Raw genomic sequence first — 16,087 nt, forward strand, 5'->3', positions numbered from 1 at the left:
AGGAAGAGTTTTTAAGAATGGTGCTACATTTCAGTTCCTCTTTAAAAGCTCATAATTTTGCCTAAAAACGAAAAATAGCTTTCAATAGACGACTAAGTCTCTTGAAAGCTATTTTTCAACTAGATAGATGCCTATCTTTTCTTCTTGACTGCACGAACAGCCATACCGGCAACTGCAGTTCCCATACCTGTCAGACCTATAGTCCAAGTAGCCGTTGCTGTATCAGGAAGCGTTTCTTTTCCGTCGTCGGCCTCTACACTGCCTTCTTCAAAGTTACTAATGCTCTGCTCTGACTCATAGTCAGAACCGCCTTGTTCTTCATTCCCATCAGCATATGTCTCATTGTCTTGACTGATAATACTTACTGGTTCCTCGCTTGCCTCACTTGAAGTCTGATCGCTTACACCGTTATTCTGTTCATTGGATAAAGCATCAGATTCCAATTCGCCAGTATCTGTATCCGTTGTCGATTCAGTCACCTGTTCTTCCAAAGATTCGCCAGTCGACTCTTCCACTGCGTCTTCCTCATCGTCAGTCAGCTCTTCATTTATGTCTTCAGTTTCTTCAGATTCAGCTATGTCATCTTCCTCATTTTCTTCGACTTGGGCACGTTCTGAAATAGGCAAGATTTGAATACGTCCTTCAGTTTCCAAGTAGTCTACCGCGCCCAAAGCAGCTGTAACATCCTGCAAGTGCTGAATAATCGCACTAGTAATCAGACCTGCATCTTCCTGAATCACTGTAGCCTTTGAAAAATCATACCCACTTCCTCCAGAAGCGATAAAGTTATTTGTAGCCAGACGGTATGTCTGATCCAGATCGAGGGGTTCTCCATTCATGTACAGATCAATCTCAGCAAAAGAGTTGTCTTCATTTTTGTAGACAATATACTCCATACCTGATGTTTGAAGGTCTGTTCCTGGACCAGCATCAGTTGAATAGCGGTTGACTGCATAAGTCATGACTTCCAGCAAGTCATGACCGGTGATTTCTAAAATAGTCAATTCATTTCCAAATGGATCGACGGTAAAAACATCTCTTGCAGTGATATCGCCAGTATCAATGCTTGCTCTAATTCCGCCGTTATTTGTGACTGCAATATCTGCATTGACGTAGCCTCTAATCGCATCGGTAATCATATTTCCCAGAGCCACATCTCCTTGGTCACGTCCATCCCGGCTCAGACCAGTGTTGGTGAAGCCGACCACTTGTTCAAGCAGTTCTTCTGTTGCTTCGTTATAATCATTAACTAAGTTCTGGACCGTCTCATCTACTAAAGCTTCATCCAGATCAGCTACCGACTGAACTCGCCCATCAACAGATACTTCTTTTGTTTCTCCATCAACTGAAATGTCCAGCACTCCAATATGACTGGAATTACTGCCTGCTTGAACAATCGGCGTCCCGTTGACGATTTGCGGCTCAGTGAGTAATGTGTGGGAATGACCTCCAATAATTAAATCAAAGAACTCCACTTCTTCTGCTAGACGGCGGTCGGCTGAATAGCCAATATGGTTCAGGGCAATCAGTACGTCTACTTCATCTCTTAAAAATTCGTATTCACGTGCTGTTTCAACATAATCGCCAAATGACAGACCTACAATACCTGCCGGATTAGTTGCTGGCGGATTTTGAGTCAGGCCAAACACCCCGACGCTAATGTCCCCGAATTCAAAAATCTCGTAAGCATCGGGCTGCTCAATCACGATTGACGAATCAACGACTTGTGTATTGGCAGAGATCCAGTTGAATGTTGACTGCTCCACACGGTCTCTAAATACATCTTGACCATAGTCGAATTCGTGGTTGCCGATAACCATCAAATCCAAATTCATGTGATTCAGCAAGTTTACAATCGGCTCCCCATCCTGCAAATCAACAACCGGATTACCACTAAAAATATCTCCAGCATCCAAATACAGAGAGTGCTCTACAGCTGCACGCTGCTCCGATAAAAAGTAAGCCATCTTCCCAAAATTATCGATACTCGCATGTATGTCATTTGTATGAAAAATGGTCATTTCAAAATCATTGGATACTGATTCAATCAGTTCCTGTTCATTGTCACTGCTGGTATCTTCTTCCGCTGACACTGTCAGAGGCGCTGCCATCAATAGGCTTGAAGACACTAAACTAAGTACAAAGGTTCTTTTCCCAAAACGCATTCTATCTCTCCTTAAGTTATATTGAGTACTGCCTAGGGCAGTACTCAGCGTATGTATGCATGCAATACTTTTAAAGCTTACCTGAATATCTATTCAAAATCTACCCAATTACGTAAAATTTTAGTAATTTAATTGTAAATGTTCGCCTTTTATCCATTTAGCTTCCACCTATCAAAAAAAGGCCTCTCTCACCTGATTAAGTGGTAAGAGAGGCCTGCAATTCATTTACTGTAGTTGAAGTATCATTTTTTCTTAACGAAATAAGCAGAAATGCCGGCAGCAAGACTTCCCATTCCAGCAAGGCCAATAGTCCACGTTACTGTAGCTGTATCCGGCAGACGTTCGCCTTCTGCATCAGCTGTTTCTTCATTTTCTTGAGTGTCTGGTGAGGGTTCATAGCTAGCCGTGTCATCGTCATCCTGGTCTGATTCAGGCTGTTCTAATGTCGACTCATTTTCGATCCCATCACCAGCGGTATCATCAGACTCGGATTCATTTGGCTCATCCTGATCTAACTCGTCACCCGTTGAGTCATTCTGATCATTGGACCCATCGACGATAGGACCTGTTGCTGTAGACTCATCGTTCTGGTCTGTGGAGTCATCCTCATTGCTATCATTAGTTTCGTCGCCATCGGTTTCAGTGTCCTCTTCCTCGTCCACTGGTTCTTCAGGAGTCCGTGTACTAACTGGCAGCACCTGGATCCGCCCTTCGGTTTCTTCGTAATCAACGGCACCTTCAGCTGCTGTGACTTCCTGAACGAATTGAATCAGAGCATTGGTGACCTGTCCGGCATCTTCTTGGATGATTGTCGCACTGGAAAAGTCATAGCCGTCACCACCGGAAACGATAAAGTTGTTGGTAGCAATTCTAAATGTCTGATCCATATCCATTGGTTCGCCATTAATGAACAGATCGGAGTCTGCATAGCGTCCGTCATCGTCTATATAGACAATATAATTCAAGCCGGAGGTCTGCAGGTCGATTTGTGCTCCAAAACTGTCAAGCGAGCGCTCGTAAGAGTAAGCAATAATCTCCTGCAACTCATGCCCGGTCATTTCCAAAATAGTAATGTCATTTCCGAAAGGATCCACTGTAAAGATGTCTCTGGCAGTAATATCCCCAGGCGCAATACTGGCTCGGATTCCCCCATTATTCGTGATTGCAATTTCTGTATTTGCAAATGTTCTAAGAGCATCAGTGATCATGTTACCGAGTGCGACATCCCCACTCCAGCGATTATCTCTGCTTAGACCAGTATTGGTCACACCCAGTACTTCTGACAGCAGTTCATCTGCATCAGCATTGTACTGGTCGACTAATGCCTGAACTTCCGGATCAACGTTTTCAAGTTCATTCATTGACTGAACGCGGCCATTGACAGAAACAGCTCCTGATTCTGAATCAATAGATAAATCAAGGATACCCAAATGTCTTAGGCTGCTTCCTGCCTGAACGACAGGCGTACCGTTCACTATTTCAGGCTCTTCCAGTAGAGAGTGGGAGTGTCCACCAATGATAAGATCAAAGAATTCTACTTCTTCAGCCAGTCGGCGATCCGCAGGCAATCCAATATGAGTCAGTGCAATAAAAATATCCACTTCGTCTCGTAAATATTCGTACTCCAAGGCGGTGTCTACATAAGATCCGAATTCAAGACCTACAATACCCGCGGGATTAGTAGCTGGCGGACTCTGAGTCAGTCCAAGAACACCTACAGTCTTATCTCCAAATTCAAAAATATCATACGCATCTGGCTGTTCGATCACGATAGACGAATCAACAACACGGGTATTAGCTGAAATCCAGTTGAAATTAGATTCGTTTCTTCTGGCTTCAAAGGCTTCTTGACCATAGTCAAATTCATGGTTACCAATAACCATTGAATCCACCTCGACTGCGTTCAGTAAATTGATCAATGGTTCTCCCTGACGAAGGTCCACGACTGGATTACCACTAAAGATATCTCCTGCATCCAGGTATAAAGTATTTTCAAGTGCTGCTCTTTGTTCAGTTAGAAAATAAGACAATTTACCAAAATTATCTATGCTCGAATGAATATCATTCGTATGGAAAATGGTCAGGTCAAAGTCTCCTGACGTTTCTGCTGTAACAGTATCTTCTACGCCATTATCAGCTTCTTCACCCTCTGCATGGGCCATCATCGGCGCTGAAAACAGCACTGTCGAAGACAGCAAGCTAAGTACCCAATTTCTTCCCTTGTTGCTCATTACACCACTCCTAGTATGATTTGAACCCGCAAAAAAGCCATGGTGCCGTGCTTCTTAAAAACGTATTCGTTTACATAATAGCTGAATGCCCCCCCTACTTCAACTGCCCTTTACTATTTGTAAGGTATCGACATGCTGATATCATGCTATATATATTTAAATCAGTTTATCTTCATTCTATATTAATTGCTGTCAAAAAAAGATTCATGCGTATCTTAGCACGAATCTTTGGATAACTTATAGGAATAATTGTTATTATTTTAATAAATTAAATATTTTTTGTATAAGTAAACATGCGAATGTGTATCCCGCCAAGTAGTCTAGTACTGTTAATAAAAATAAGATACAGTCATCATCTTATAAATGCCTATAAATATTAAGCTATCCTGCGATAAATGATTTGAAGCTGCATGGAGAGTTTTTTTTCATAGACCGGTTCAGCCTGCATAAGTGTGGCCGTCACCTGGTATCAGTTTCGCCGGTCATGAATACTATTTAGCCATTCGGCCAAAAATCAGTGCGGCTTGCTTCAAAACTTCATTTTCCATTCTCAGTTTAGCATTTTCTTTTCGCAGTTCTTTTAGCTCTCTTTGTTCCGGCGTGAGATCTTTATCCACGTTTTCCTCTTCGCTTGTTTCTGAAAACTGCCGGACCCATTTGTCGAAGGCAGAGGGGGTAAGGTCATATTCCTGGATGATTTCTTTGCGGCTGCGCCCGGATCGGTAGAGAGCAACCACTTCTTTTTTGAAATCTTGAGAAAAAGATCGGCGTTTTTTCCGTTTATCCATAAGGGTTTCCTCCTGTTTTGAACCTTATCCGAAATGAAACAAGATTCAAGAAAAGTGTCATGCTCTAGCATACTCTTCTTTTACGTGATGCTCACTATACTGTTCATTGGATTGGACGGTATATTTGGAAATGTCCTTACTGTCTTCATTTGCAAAAGCTATTACTTCTTTCTTAAGATCTTCAGGTGACAGACCTCTCCAGCTTTCCACTTTGGACATAATTTTAAATAGAGGTTTATTGACTACTTTTCCTACAAATATTTTATCAAACACTTTTTGCTCGGTTACTTCACTGTCTACAAGTAACTCTTCGTATAATTTTTCTCCAGGTCTTATGCCTGTTTCCACAACTGGGATTTCTTTTTCTGTAAACCCACTCAATTTTACAATTTTCTTTGCTAAGTCTAGAATCTTCACAGGTTTGCCCATATCCAGTATAAAGATTTCTCCCCCTTGTACCAGGGTACTAGCCTGAATGACTAATCTGCTTGCCTCCGGTATAGTCATAAAATATCGTGTCATTCTAAAATCGGTAACCGTTACGGGGCCACCTTTTTTAATTTGTTCCTGAAATAAAGGCACTACACTTCCGCGACTACCCAAGACATTCCCAAATCTTACTGCAGCAAATTTTGTACCTCCCGGCTCGTTCAAACCTGTTACAATCATCTCAGCTATACGTTTTGTGGCCCCCATGACATTCGGTGGTTTAACTGCTTTATCCGTTGATACCATGATGAATCTCTCAACATGAGCTTGTTTGGAAGCTTCTGCCATATTCTTAGTTCCATAAACATTGTTTTTTACTGCTTCGTAGGGATTATACTCCATCATAGGTACATGCTTGTGCGCTGCCGCATGATAGACACGATCGGGTTTGTGAACATTCATAATTTCAAATATTCTCTCTCTATCCTGGATATCAGCAATCATTGGTACGATTTCGATAGAGCGCTGATATGTTCCTCTTAATTCTCTATCAATATGATAGATTGAATTTTCTCCATGTCCCAATAAAATCATTTTTTGGGGATGAAACTTAGCAATCTGTCTACATATTTCTGAACCAATTGATCCTCCAGCACCACTTACTAAAACTGTTTTTCCTTTTAATTCAAGTGATATTTTTTCCATGTCCAATCTTACTTCATCTCTACCAAGCAAATCGACTACATTAATTTCTCTAAACTGATTTATGCCTAGTTTACCTTGCAGAACATCCTCAATATAGGGCATTTTATTGACCGTCAAATTAGTCTGGTTACACAAATCTACAATTTCTTCATATTTTTCTGCGCTTAGGGACGGGATGGCTATTGTGATTTGATCGATATCTTTACTTCGAGCGATAGTCGGTATATCTCTTATATTGCCAATAACAGGTACGCCAAACAAATATGACCCTTGTTTAGTTATGTCATCGTCGACCACCCCCACTACATTTAGCTTATTTGGGAAGCTCTTTAGGCTTCTTATAAATACACTGCCCCCATTGCCTGCACCGACCACTAATGTTCTGATTTTATTTTTCTGCTCAGGTTCTTTCTTTTTTCTGAACATATACTCGTAATACAAACGAATAACCAATCGACTTCCGACAATCCCAGGAACTGAAAATATATAGGTCAAGAAATAAAATCGTAAGCTTAATAAAGGTTCTTCAACAAAGTTAAGCGACAGACTGTTTGCAATGACAAATGACATAGTGATTGTAGCAACAAGCATAAATACTTCAGTTAAACCTGTACAATGATTTATTTTTAAAAAAATATTAAATAAATGTCCAAGAATCAAGTAAACTAGACAAGTTATTCCGATACTGATTAACACAATTTGTGAGGGAAAATAAACAAACGGAATGAAAAACAAGATGGATAAAGCTGCTGATAATATGATCGTAAATGTATCAAAAGAGGCTACCAAAAATCTTTTTATATGTCTGCTCATCATGTATCCCCTCTTCCTATCCAAGAAGCCTTTGCGTTTGACTATACAAAAGTTGTCATCAAGCTAAGTCTTCACCTCGTTGCATATATATTTTTTATAAATAATAGTCATTTGAGGATTGACATTTTTGGTTTCAAACGGCGTAATGAAGTATTTGCTTCTCATCCCATACATCTTTCGCAAGTCCTTTCGCTCAATCAACCTGAGTAGCTTATTGCTCATTTCCCTGTCATTATCAATTCCAACAATATAGCCATTTACACCATTTTGTACAAGGTCCCTATTCCCTCTGCAGTCTGTTACAACTAAAGGTAAGCCGGTAGCCATCGCCTCCATAATATTTACTGGCAACCCTTCCTGACGTGAGGTTGAAACAGCAATATCGGCCATACTCATCAATTGAGGTATATCTTCTCTGTATCCCAACAAGAAGACATGATCTGCTAATGAATATTTATTTATCATCTCAGCGTACTCGTCATAATTGCTGCCATCGCCCACAAGGAGTAGTTTAGCTTGAGGGGCAGCATCTACTACATCTCTCATCATTCTAATTGCCTGGTACTGATTTTTCCGTTTGGACAATTCGCCAACATAAATCAATAATACATCGCTATTGGAATAGCCAAATTGTTTTCTCAGATGACTTCTTTTCATCTCATTAGTCGGATTGAACTTACTGAGATCAATGCCCACTCCGTTAATCATTTCAATATCTTTTGTTTTAAAATGCTTGCTCAGCGCAATATTGTAATCCTCTGGATTAATTGTAATCAGACAATCTGTCATAGAAGATAGTGCTTTCTCTATCGTGTAGTAGACCAGCCAATTTTTCTTCGGTGCCCCCTTGTAAAAATGAAATCCATGAGCTGTATATATCAAAGCTGTACCAGTTTTCTGTGCTTCTCTTGATGCAAGCCTTCCCAGTAATCCTCCAACAGGCGTATGGCAGTGTATAAGGGAATACTGTTCACTTTTGATTATATTTTTTACTCGATTGTAAACAGCTACATTTATAGGGGCAAGAGGGTTTCTCTGTATCGGAAGATCATATACTTTGATGTGACGTCTTTCTAGTTTCATTTTGAATTCTTCATTCATTCTTTTTTTTTTGATATCCTGGTCATTAAAATTGGCCATGACATGTACTTCTGCACCTTCGCTTTGCAAGATGTTCAAGTTCTCCTGGTTGAAACTTTCTATCATAGAGACAACCGATGCCATCATCAAAACCTTTTCCATGTGGAACCATCCTCTCCAGTTATCTAAGCCATTAGTTGACTTTATGCTCTAGCTTTGCACGCGTCCCTAATTGTTTGTTCCAGATAAATACGTGTTTTCTTTTTCTGCTAGAGGCTAATATAGTTTTCAATTCAGAGATGACTCTATGCTGATCATATTCTGTCATGTTGGTTCCGGATGGCAGACATAATCCTGTTTTAAACAAAGACTCACTGACTGATTGACTGTACTGAGGATTCTTGTAAAATACAGCTTGTTTGAACAGAGGCTGTAAATGGAGGGGTTTCCATAACATTCGTGTTTCAATGTTAGACGCTTCCATTCGTTTTATGATTTCAATGGGGTCAATAGTATATAAACGTAAATCAATCGTCAGCGTTGTCAGCCATCTGTTGGAAGTTGTTTCAGTTAACTCTGGCATAAATACTACGCCTGGGAGCTCCCCCAAATGATTCATATATGTGTCGAACACTTCTCTACGTCGTTTGACCCGGTCATCTAAAACTTCTAATTGCGCCCTGCCTATTCCTGCCAGGATATTGCTCATTCGATAATTGTATCCTAACTGAGAATGCTGATAGTACGGCGCTTCATCTTTGGCTTGAGTAGATAAAAATGTTGCTTTTGCCAAAAGATCTTCGTCATCACTAACAAGCGCACCTCCACCTGAGGAAGTGATGATTTTATTTCCATTAAATGAAAAGATACCCAGCTTTCCTAGTGTCCCACTCTTTTTATTCTTGTATGTTGAACCAAGCGACTCTGCAGCATCTTCCACTATAGGAACATTAAATGTTCGAGCAATAGCATTCAGTTCATCCATCTGGGCACTCTGTCCATATAAATTCACTACGACAATCGCTTTTGGCAAAGTTTTACTGGCCTGTGCCTCTTTTAGAGCTTTAAGTAAAGCCTCAGGGGACATATTCCACGTATCGGGTTCAGAATCTATAAATACTGGTTCTGCACCAAGGTATAAAACTGGACTTGCGCTGGCTATAAAAGTAAAAGAAGAAACAAAAACTTTATCTCCTTTTTTGACATCGAGAACGGCGAGAGCCAAATGTATAGCCGCCGTACCTGAAACAGTTGCTGAAGCACCTCTTACATTAGAATATTCAGCTATCTGCTTTTCGAAGGTATCCACGTTATGCCCAAGCGGTGCTATCCAGTTGCTTTCAAATGCTTCATCAATATATTTTCTTTCATTACCAGACATATGTGGGGTCGACAATAGAATTCGATTATTCATAGTTAAGCCTCTCTTTCCCAAATTCTGAATTTTAGTAGTCGTTTAATTTTTCATATGAAAAAATACTTTTGTCTGTAAAGTATTCCAGCATGAATGAACGTGTTCGATTAGAGTAGGTCACTTTATTACACCCATCAAAGATATAATCGTAGGTCATTTATTTTTCAAAATTCCAAAAGATGACATTCCAGAAACATGACCTGAATGGATTGACTGCACTACGCAAATTTAAATTTGCGAAGAGTATGCTTTGAATAAAATAGAAAGATTTTTTGCCGTATAAGAGTTAGACTCTATCCTTGCACAAATAAGCCCACCATTCCGGAGGCAATCATATGCATTTTTGTGATGAGTCAGTTGGCTGATACAAAAATATGGGGAGGATAATTTTAAAGAGAAGTACAAATTCAAGTGGATATGCTGGAGGTTTTCTGAGGTATTTCTATGAGGTAATCTTTGAAGTAAAGGTATAGCAAAGAGAAGTGACTGAAGTGTAAGTTAAACAACAAGGAAGATAGTATGGATGAGTGTAAAGTAATTCATGGGTGGGAGTGTAGAAAGGAATACTGAGGTTCGATTTAGAGGAGAATTCATTTGAGGTTGATAAAATAATGGGTAGTGATTGTGGTATCTATAAGGAGAAAAATAGGAGAAAATATATTGCCTTAGGGGGTAATTTAGTGGTGAAACGTGGTAAAAGAGGATTTTTATAAGGGTAGTATATCATACTATTACAATTATACAACTATAACCCCCTGGCAATAATCATCATTTTTCTGAAGTCAGGTTACAGTCCCCTCATTGAGATAAGCATGCTGTTCTGAGTTAAATCAGCTGTCCCTATGAAAAATTTAAACCCCTTGTTGTTTCCCGTATCTTTAAAACCTGCATCTGTCTTTGGTATTTCGTGTATATCATTCAATCAAACACTTACTTTAATTAATCTAGATATTCATATAGATTTGAACGTAGCATTTATATCTATACTACAAGCGAGGATTACAGCCTTATTTGCTAGAGAGGAATTAGAGCCTTCACTACAATTCTCTTTTTATATAAGCTACGAATATAAGTTAAATAGCGCTTTTTCAGTTATTAATCTACAGTCAATGTATATCTATCGACTACGGTATTCCGAAAGTGTCTGGGTCAGCTCCTCTCCAGAATCATGCACAACATCTGCACCTAGTAATACTTTTTTTAAAGTCAAAATAAATATTTTCAAGTCTAGGCTAAATGAAAAGTGTTTAACGTAATAGACATCCATACGTAATTTATCATCCCAGCTGATCTTATTTCTTCCATTAACTTGAGCCCATCCGCTTAGTCCAGGACTAACAGAATGTCTTAATTTTTCTTCCTCCGTATAGTAGGGAAGATAGTCTACAAATAAAGGCCTTGGTCCAATAAAACTCATTTCTCCCTTAAGAATATTAAACAGCTGGGGTAATTCATCTAAACTTGTTTTGCGTATAAACTTTCCCACTTTGAGCATTCGTTCAGTGTCCGTAAGCATCACTCCATTTTCACTATCTTGAATACGCATACTTCTAAATTTATACAGGATAAAAGGTTTTTCACACTTCCCAAGCCGTGTTTGACTGAATAGAAAAGATCCTTCACTATCCTCTATGAAAATAATTAATGGGATGATCACAAAGAAAGGAGAACTAAAGGCTAATAGGGCTAATGCCATCATAATATCTAAGAACCGCTTAACCTTTTTGTACATATTATTACCTCCTTTTCAAATAAACCACATCTATACATTATCAACCTTAATAGTATAATTTTCTACTTAGTCATCGCTATCTTGCCTCTGGAGATCTGTATTTAGGGAAAAAACTGGAGCCCGAATCGAATGGTCCTTTAGACATACGAATCTGTATCAACTCATCATAAACATCTTTAATATGCACAGTGTTACCAACAAAAAATGGAATCTCTCCATTCATAGAAAATTTCTTTTTATACTTATATAATCCGTCATTCCCGTTATGCCCTCCTCCAAAAATATACTTCGCCACACCTTTACCCTTCAACTCATTAAGCAACATATAATCCAAATACGTGCCAGACTTTAAATCGTAATAATTTGCATCGTTCCCACCTAAAAAATAATATCCATAAGACCGATCAAACAAAACAAGTCTGGTCGAAATAATTTTTCCGCTCAACCTGGCATTGGCAAAGACGTATTGGCCCTTCAGCCTGTCCCTGAGATTATTTAAAAAAGAATGATCAATATAGTAATAACGTACTGCATGATGTCTATCCATCGTTTCAGTGTAGAGGCTGAGAAAGTCAGTTTGCGTGTCCCCGACATAATCAAATTCTACAGAAATTTTTGCATGCTCAGCTTTTTTTACATCCTTGAGTATCCTAGGTTCCATCTCTTTACTTATATTTTTATCTAAATCTTTATAAATCACTGAATTGATTTCAAACGTTTCGCCACTGTAGTATTTACAGACAACCGCATTATCAAATATATGAAATCTGACAAATTCACTGACTATGTTATTCTCAATACAATAGTGGTGGAAAGCATCAAAATACTCTTTCAAAAGCTTCTCTACATCAGTTGTATGAATAACGAGGGGGCCTCCGAAACCATAAGGCGTAGTGATATCAAAATATTCTTTTCCCTCCACCTCATAGGGCAGTTGTCGCTTAATAAAAGTATGAATAACGGTTCCATTTTTTGACGTATAAACAAATTCCTCTGGTATTCCCGTATCCATTTTCTCGAATACAGAAGCATACTCCGCAGAAAAACACAAATGACTGTGGCGTGAAATCAATTTAGAGTGGTCATAGTTTGATGTGTGATTAACTGAATTATCGTGGCTAAATACTTTCATACTATTCATCCCTTTTAAAACTGCTTTTATATTTATAGTATTTTTAATATGTTGACCTTTCAAAAGTGAGTGATCTCAAGAATCAGGAATAATCATTTCCTCATAGTAGCGTATGATGTCAACAGGTTTGATTTCAGGTTGAGTCACGTCTTTTTTGTTGACTAAATAATCGATGCTCAAGGCGATCTCGTTGACATTTGACAATGTTCTAAAGTAGGTCGTCCCTGATAGACGAGCATTGATTTCAAACAGTTTGACTTTCTTATCAACTAGTCGATATTGTAAATTGACCGGACCAAAAACACCTAAAGTTTCAGCCAAGTGTTCCAAGTATTGGTTCACTTCGCCATACGGCTCTGCACGCGCTATGGAAGTATTCCCATGCCGAAGTTCTCTTTTCATAGTAATAGATGATACGGCCTTCCCTCCTAAAACGAGTACGCCTGCTGTGTATTCTTCTTCACCTGATCCAACACATTCCTGGATGATGGGATGGGGAATGACCTTTATTGCCTTTTTTAATTCGTCTATAGAATCGACCTTTTCTACACCTACTGATCCTGATCCAACCCTAGGTTTAACAATTAAGGGAAAGCCCACTTGTTTAATCAGCTTATCCTCTGCGCCGGGAAGACAAGATAAGGGATGATCCAGACCGTTTTTTTCCAGAAACTGATGCGTGAGCCATTTGTCTGCTGCCAATTCAATGACTTCTTTTGAACTGACAAGAATCGTTGTCTGATATTGGCTTTCCAGTTCCTCTTTTGAGGCTGCAAGGACAGCGTACTCATGTCCTGTGCCGACAATGACCAGATCCGGTTTTTCCTTTCCAAGTATTTGAGCTATTTCTGTCAGATAATCAGGCTCATTTGCTCTGGGTACAATATAATAGCGATCAGCCCAGTAAAGACCCGCACCTGCTCTGCTGGCATTCAAAGCTATGATAGTAGCTTCGATTTCGGCATACTTGATGGACTTGATTGTTGCTTGGCCCAATATCTCGCCTGCTCCTGTAACCAGTATTTTCATCTCAGTCTCTCCTCTGAAATTTTCTAAAATCGAAATCAACCAGCATCTGCCGACATTGCCCGACGGCGCCCGCTTCGTGTGCATCAGACCCAATAGATACTTGTGGGTTGATTTCCCCGCAAGCAGTAAGGAAGTCATAAGGGTTTTTAGTATATTTAGAACTAAATTCGATTGCCTTATCATTGACTTTCGCCAAGTACATCAGTTCTTTAAAGTAGTGTACAGGAAAACCGCCATAACGTGAGGCATACATGCCTCCAGGATGTGCCAGAACATCGATTGGGGCATGCTTGAGCATACCTTTGGCCAGCTCAAATTCTACAGAGGCCAGTTCTCTTGGAGAGAGGTCTGAAAAAGGAATGACTCCTCCCTTGCTGTCAGGTATACTGTGGACACTGCCCAATATAATGTCCGCTTTTGATAGCACATCAACTGAAATATCCAAATCCCCTTTCAAGTCGATCGCTTTTGTTTCCACGCCAATCAAAACGTCTATATCTGGATACGATTCAGCTGCCTGCTTTACTCGAGCCTTAAACTCATCAAACCAGCTTGAATCAGCTCTTATATGTTCAGTAAAGGCTAACTGTCTGATGCCTTTATCAGATGCTGCACGAAGCATCTTTTCAATAGAATCTTTTCCATCGGTCTGATTTGTATGCAGATGGTACTCTATATTTAGATTTTGAACCGAAAGGTCATTGAAATGATTAAATGAAGGTTCCATAGATTTCTCCTTTTCAAAGTTGATATGCTGCAGAGTAACCACAACTGACTTTAATAATGTAAGAAATAAGGAAATGAAGATCATTGCTAGAGGTGCTAAGCTTTAAGGTGTCGAAATGTTGCGGAGTTATACGAATAGGCTTGACAAGATACTGTCAGGACGGGATCTGCCTGGAGGAAAACAATATTTCTGTAAATCTATTTTATTTGATTAGATATTACCACACTTTCATAAAAAATACACATATATTAAAGAGAGTGTAAAATATCTTGTGTAAATAGAAAAAAGGCTCTCTACTTAGTAAATAGAGCCTCCTCAAATAAGTTAGACTTAAAATCACCTTTGACTACTGTCCGACTCTAACGTCACAATAACCAGTTCAGGTCTATTATTGATTCTTAGGGGAAACGCACTGTTGCCTAGACCTCTGCTAACGACCATCGCCGTATTGTCCTGTTCGTATACACCACTCGTGTACTCGGGAAGAAAACCTTGAGTAGGAGCAAATAGACCGTTCACAAATGGAAGCCTGATTTGTCCGCCGTGAGCGTGACCTGTCAGTGCCAAGTCTATGTCTGTCTGGGCATAAATCTCCATCAGTTCAGCACGGTGAGAAAGTAGAATGTTATATGAGGTATTAGACGCTTCTTTGAGCTCTTCTAGTCGATTGATAATCAGGCGTCCACTAGACCCTTCCATTTGAATCTCTTCGTAAGTGAAGAATAGCGGATCCTGTATGCCCAACAAACCAATAGTTGAACCCTCTCTCTCAATCACATTAAAATCATCATCCAAATCGACGACTCCAATATCAAGCATTTGTTCCAGCAGCTCTGGATAGACCCCCGACGCAACCTCATGATTACCTGATACGAAATATACCGGGGCTATGTCTATAAGCTCTTCAAGGGCCTCTATTGCCGTATCTATATCTGTACGGTTGCGATCAATTACATCTCCAGTGACCGCAATGATATCTGGCTCATGGGTGGCTACTTCTTCTGATAATCGTCCCCTGAAATCTTTATTGTGCAGGTCTGACACCTGCGCGATAGTGAACCCGTCAAATGATTCGGGTATGTTCTCATGTGTAAATGAGTAGTGAGAGGTTTCTATTGCATTGTTCTGATAATAAAAATAGCTAGGTAAGGCTATGAAAAATAGCAATAGCAGGGTTAGACGTACTTTCTTCGAAAAAAACATTTTTATTTCTCCTGTTCTTTGATATCTGATATTTATACACAGATCTAGTCCAATGAGTAAGACCTATCGATAGTTGATTATATCAAGCGAATGTAGGCAACTTGGGCAGTTTAAGACCGTTCTATGATTAACCACAATTATATAGCAAATAGCGTAGGGAGTTAATCATTATTTTATCGGCTGATGAATATGTCTCACGGCTATCTTGTCGTTACACCTTTTCTTTGTACAAAATAATGACTACTGTTAAAATAAAGAGCTTTTTCATGTTAATTTAAACACTAAACACATCAAAAGGAGCTGCAAAAAATGAATGAACACCTGTCAGAACTCAAATAAGAATATATCACGTCAATAGAAGAAGATCACAGCGGCAGTCTGGATACGTTTCTCAGTGGCTTTTTAAGTCGTTCCTGTGACGATAACCGTCAGAACATGGAAAGATCAAAGCCGTCTTTGCAGACTATGAACGTGGTGACATCTCTAAAGATACTTTTAGCGAATCTTTTAAGGAAATAACTCTCTGCCTGCGCGAAAAATGGCGCGAGCTTAATCCGGGAAAAGACTATCCTCTACTTCATTCAAAAGAAGCTGTATCGCTAGTCGTGTCACTGGTGGATGGCCTGGTGCTACAGTAAT

General features: G+C 39.5%; 10 protein-coding genes and 1 pseudogene. All 11 read right to left on the reverse strand.

Going from position 1 to position 16,087, the window contains the following annotated elements:
- Nucleotides 1-131: 131 nt before the first annotated feature.
- Complete coding sequence (locus ADIAL_RS03725; RefSeq protein ID WP_051503689.1) at nt 132-2,165, reverse strand: bifunctional metallophosphatase/5'-nucleotidase; 2,034 nt, start codon at nt 2,163-2,165, stop codon at nt 132-134.
- A gap of 242 nt (nt 2,166-2,407) precedes the next feature.
- Nucleotides 2,408-4,396 carry a 5'-nucleotidase C-terminal domain-containing protein gene (locus ADIAL_RS03730; RefSeq protein ID WP_051503690.1) on the reverse strand — a complete coding sequence of 663 codons (1,989 nt, stop codon included), beginning with the start codon at nt 4,394-4,396 and terminating at the stop codon, nt 2,408-2,410.
- A 503-nt stretch (nt 4,397-4,899) separates the two neighbouring features.
- Nucleotides 4,900-5,184 (reverse strand): annotated as a pseudogene (locus tag ADIAL_RS03735) (transposase); the annotation flags it as partial.
- A gap of 57 nt (nt 5,185-5,241) precedes the next feature.
- Nucleotides 5,242-7,131 carry a nucleoside-diphosphate sugar epimerase/dehydratase gene (locus ADIAL_RS03740; protein WP_051503696.1) on the reverse strand — a complete coding sequence of 630 codons (1,890 nt, stop codon included), beginning with the start codon at nt 7,129-7,131 and terminating at the stop codon, nt 5,242-5,244.
- Nucleotides 7,132-7,194: 63 nt separating this feature from the next.
- Entirely contained in the window at nt 7,195-8,373 is a 1,179-nt protein-coding gene (locus ADIAL_RS03745) for a glycosyltransferase family 4 protein (RefSeq protein ID WP_034300216.1), read from the reverse strand.
- A gap of 31 nt (nt 8,374-8,404) precedes the next feature.
- On the reverse strand, nt 8,405-9,625 hold the full coding sequence (locus ADIAL_RS03750) for a DegT/DnrJ/EryC1/StrS family aminotransferase (protein ID WP_081757639.1): 1,221 nt from the start codon (nt 9,623-9,625) through the stop codon (nt 8,405-8,407).
- A gap of 1,117 nt (nt 9,626-10,742) precedes the next feature.
- The gene (locus tag ADIAL_RS03755) at nt 10,743-11,357 is read right to left on the reverse strand and encodes a sugar transferase (RefSeq protein ID WP_034300219.1); all 615 of its coding nucleotides are present in this window, start codon (nt 11,355-11,357) and stop codon (nt 10,743-10,745) included.
- Nucleotides 11,358-11,433: 76 nt separating this feature from the next.
- Entirely contained in the window at nt 11,434-12,552 is a 1,119-nt protein-coding gene (locus ADIAL_RS03760) for a GNAT family N-acetyltransferase (protein WP_034300221.1), read from the reverse strand.
- Nucleotides 12,553-12,564: 12 nt separating this feature from the next.
- Nucleotides 12,565-13,518: an ATP-grasp domain-containing protein gene (locus ADIAL_RS03765; protein ID WP_034300223.1), complete on the reverse strand. Its 954-nt coding sequence runs from the start codon at nt 13,516-13,518 to the stop codon at nt 12,565-12,567.
- Nucleotide 13,519: 1 nt separating this feature from the next.
- On the reverse strand, nt 13,520-14,245 hold the full coding sequence (locus ADIAL_RS03770; protein ID WP_051503691.1) for a PHP domain-containing protein: 726 nt from the start codon (nt 14,243-14,245) through the stop codon (nt 13,520-13,522).
- A 336-nt stretch (nt 14,246-14,581) separates the two neighbouring features.
- Nucleotides 14,582-15,448, reverse strand: a complete 867-nt coding sequence (locus ADIAL_RS03775; RefSeq protein WP_034300224.1) for a metallophosphoesterase — start codon at nt 15,446-15,448, stop codon at nt 14,582-14,584.
- Nucleotides 15,449-16,087 lie beyond the last annotated feature (639 nt).

Origin of the sequence: Alkalibacterium sp. AK22, assembly GCF_000585255.1 — a bacterium.
Classification (GTDB): domain Bacteria; phylum Bacillota; class Bacilli; order Lactobacillales; family Carnobacteriaceae_A; genus Alkalibacterium.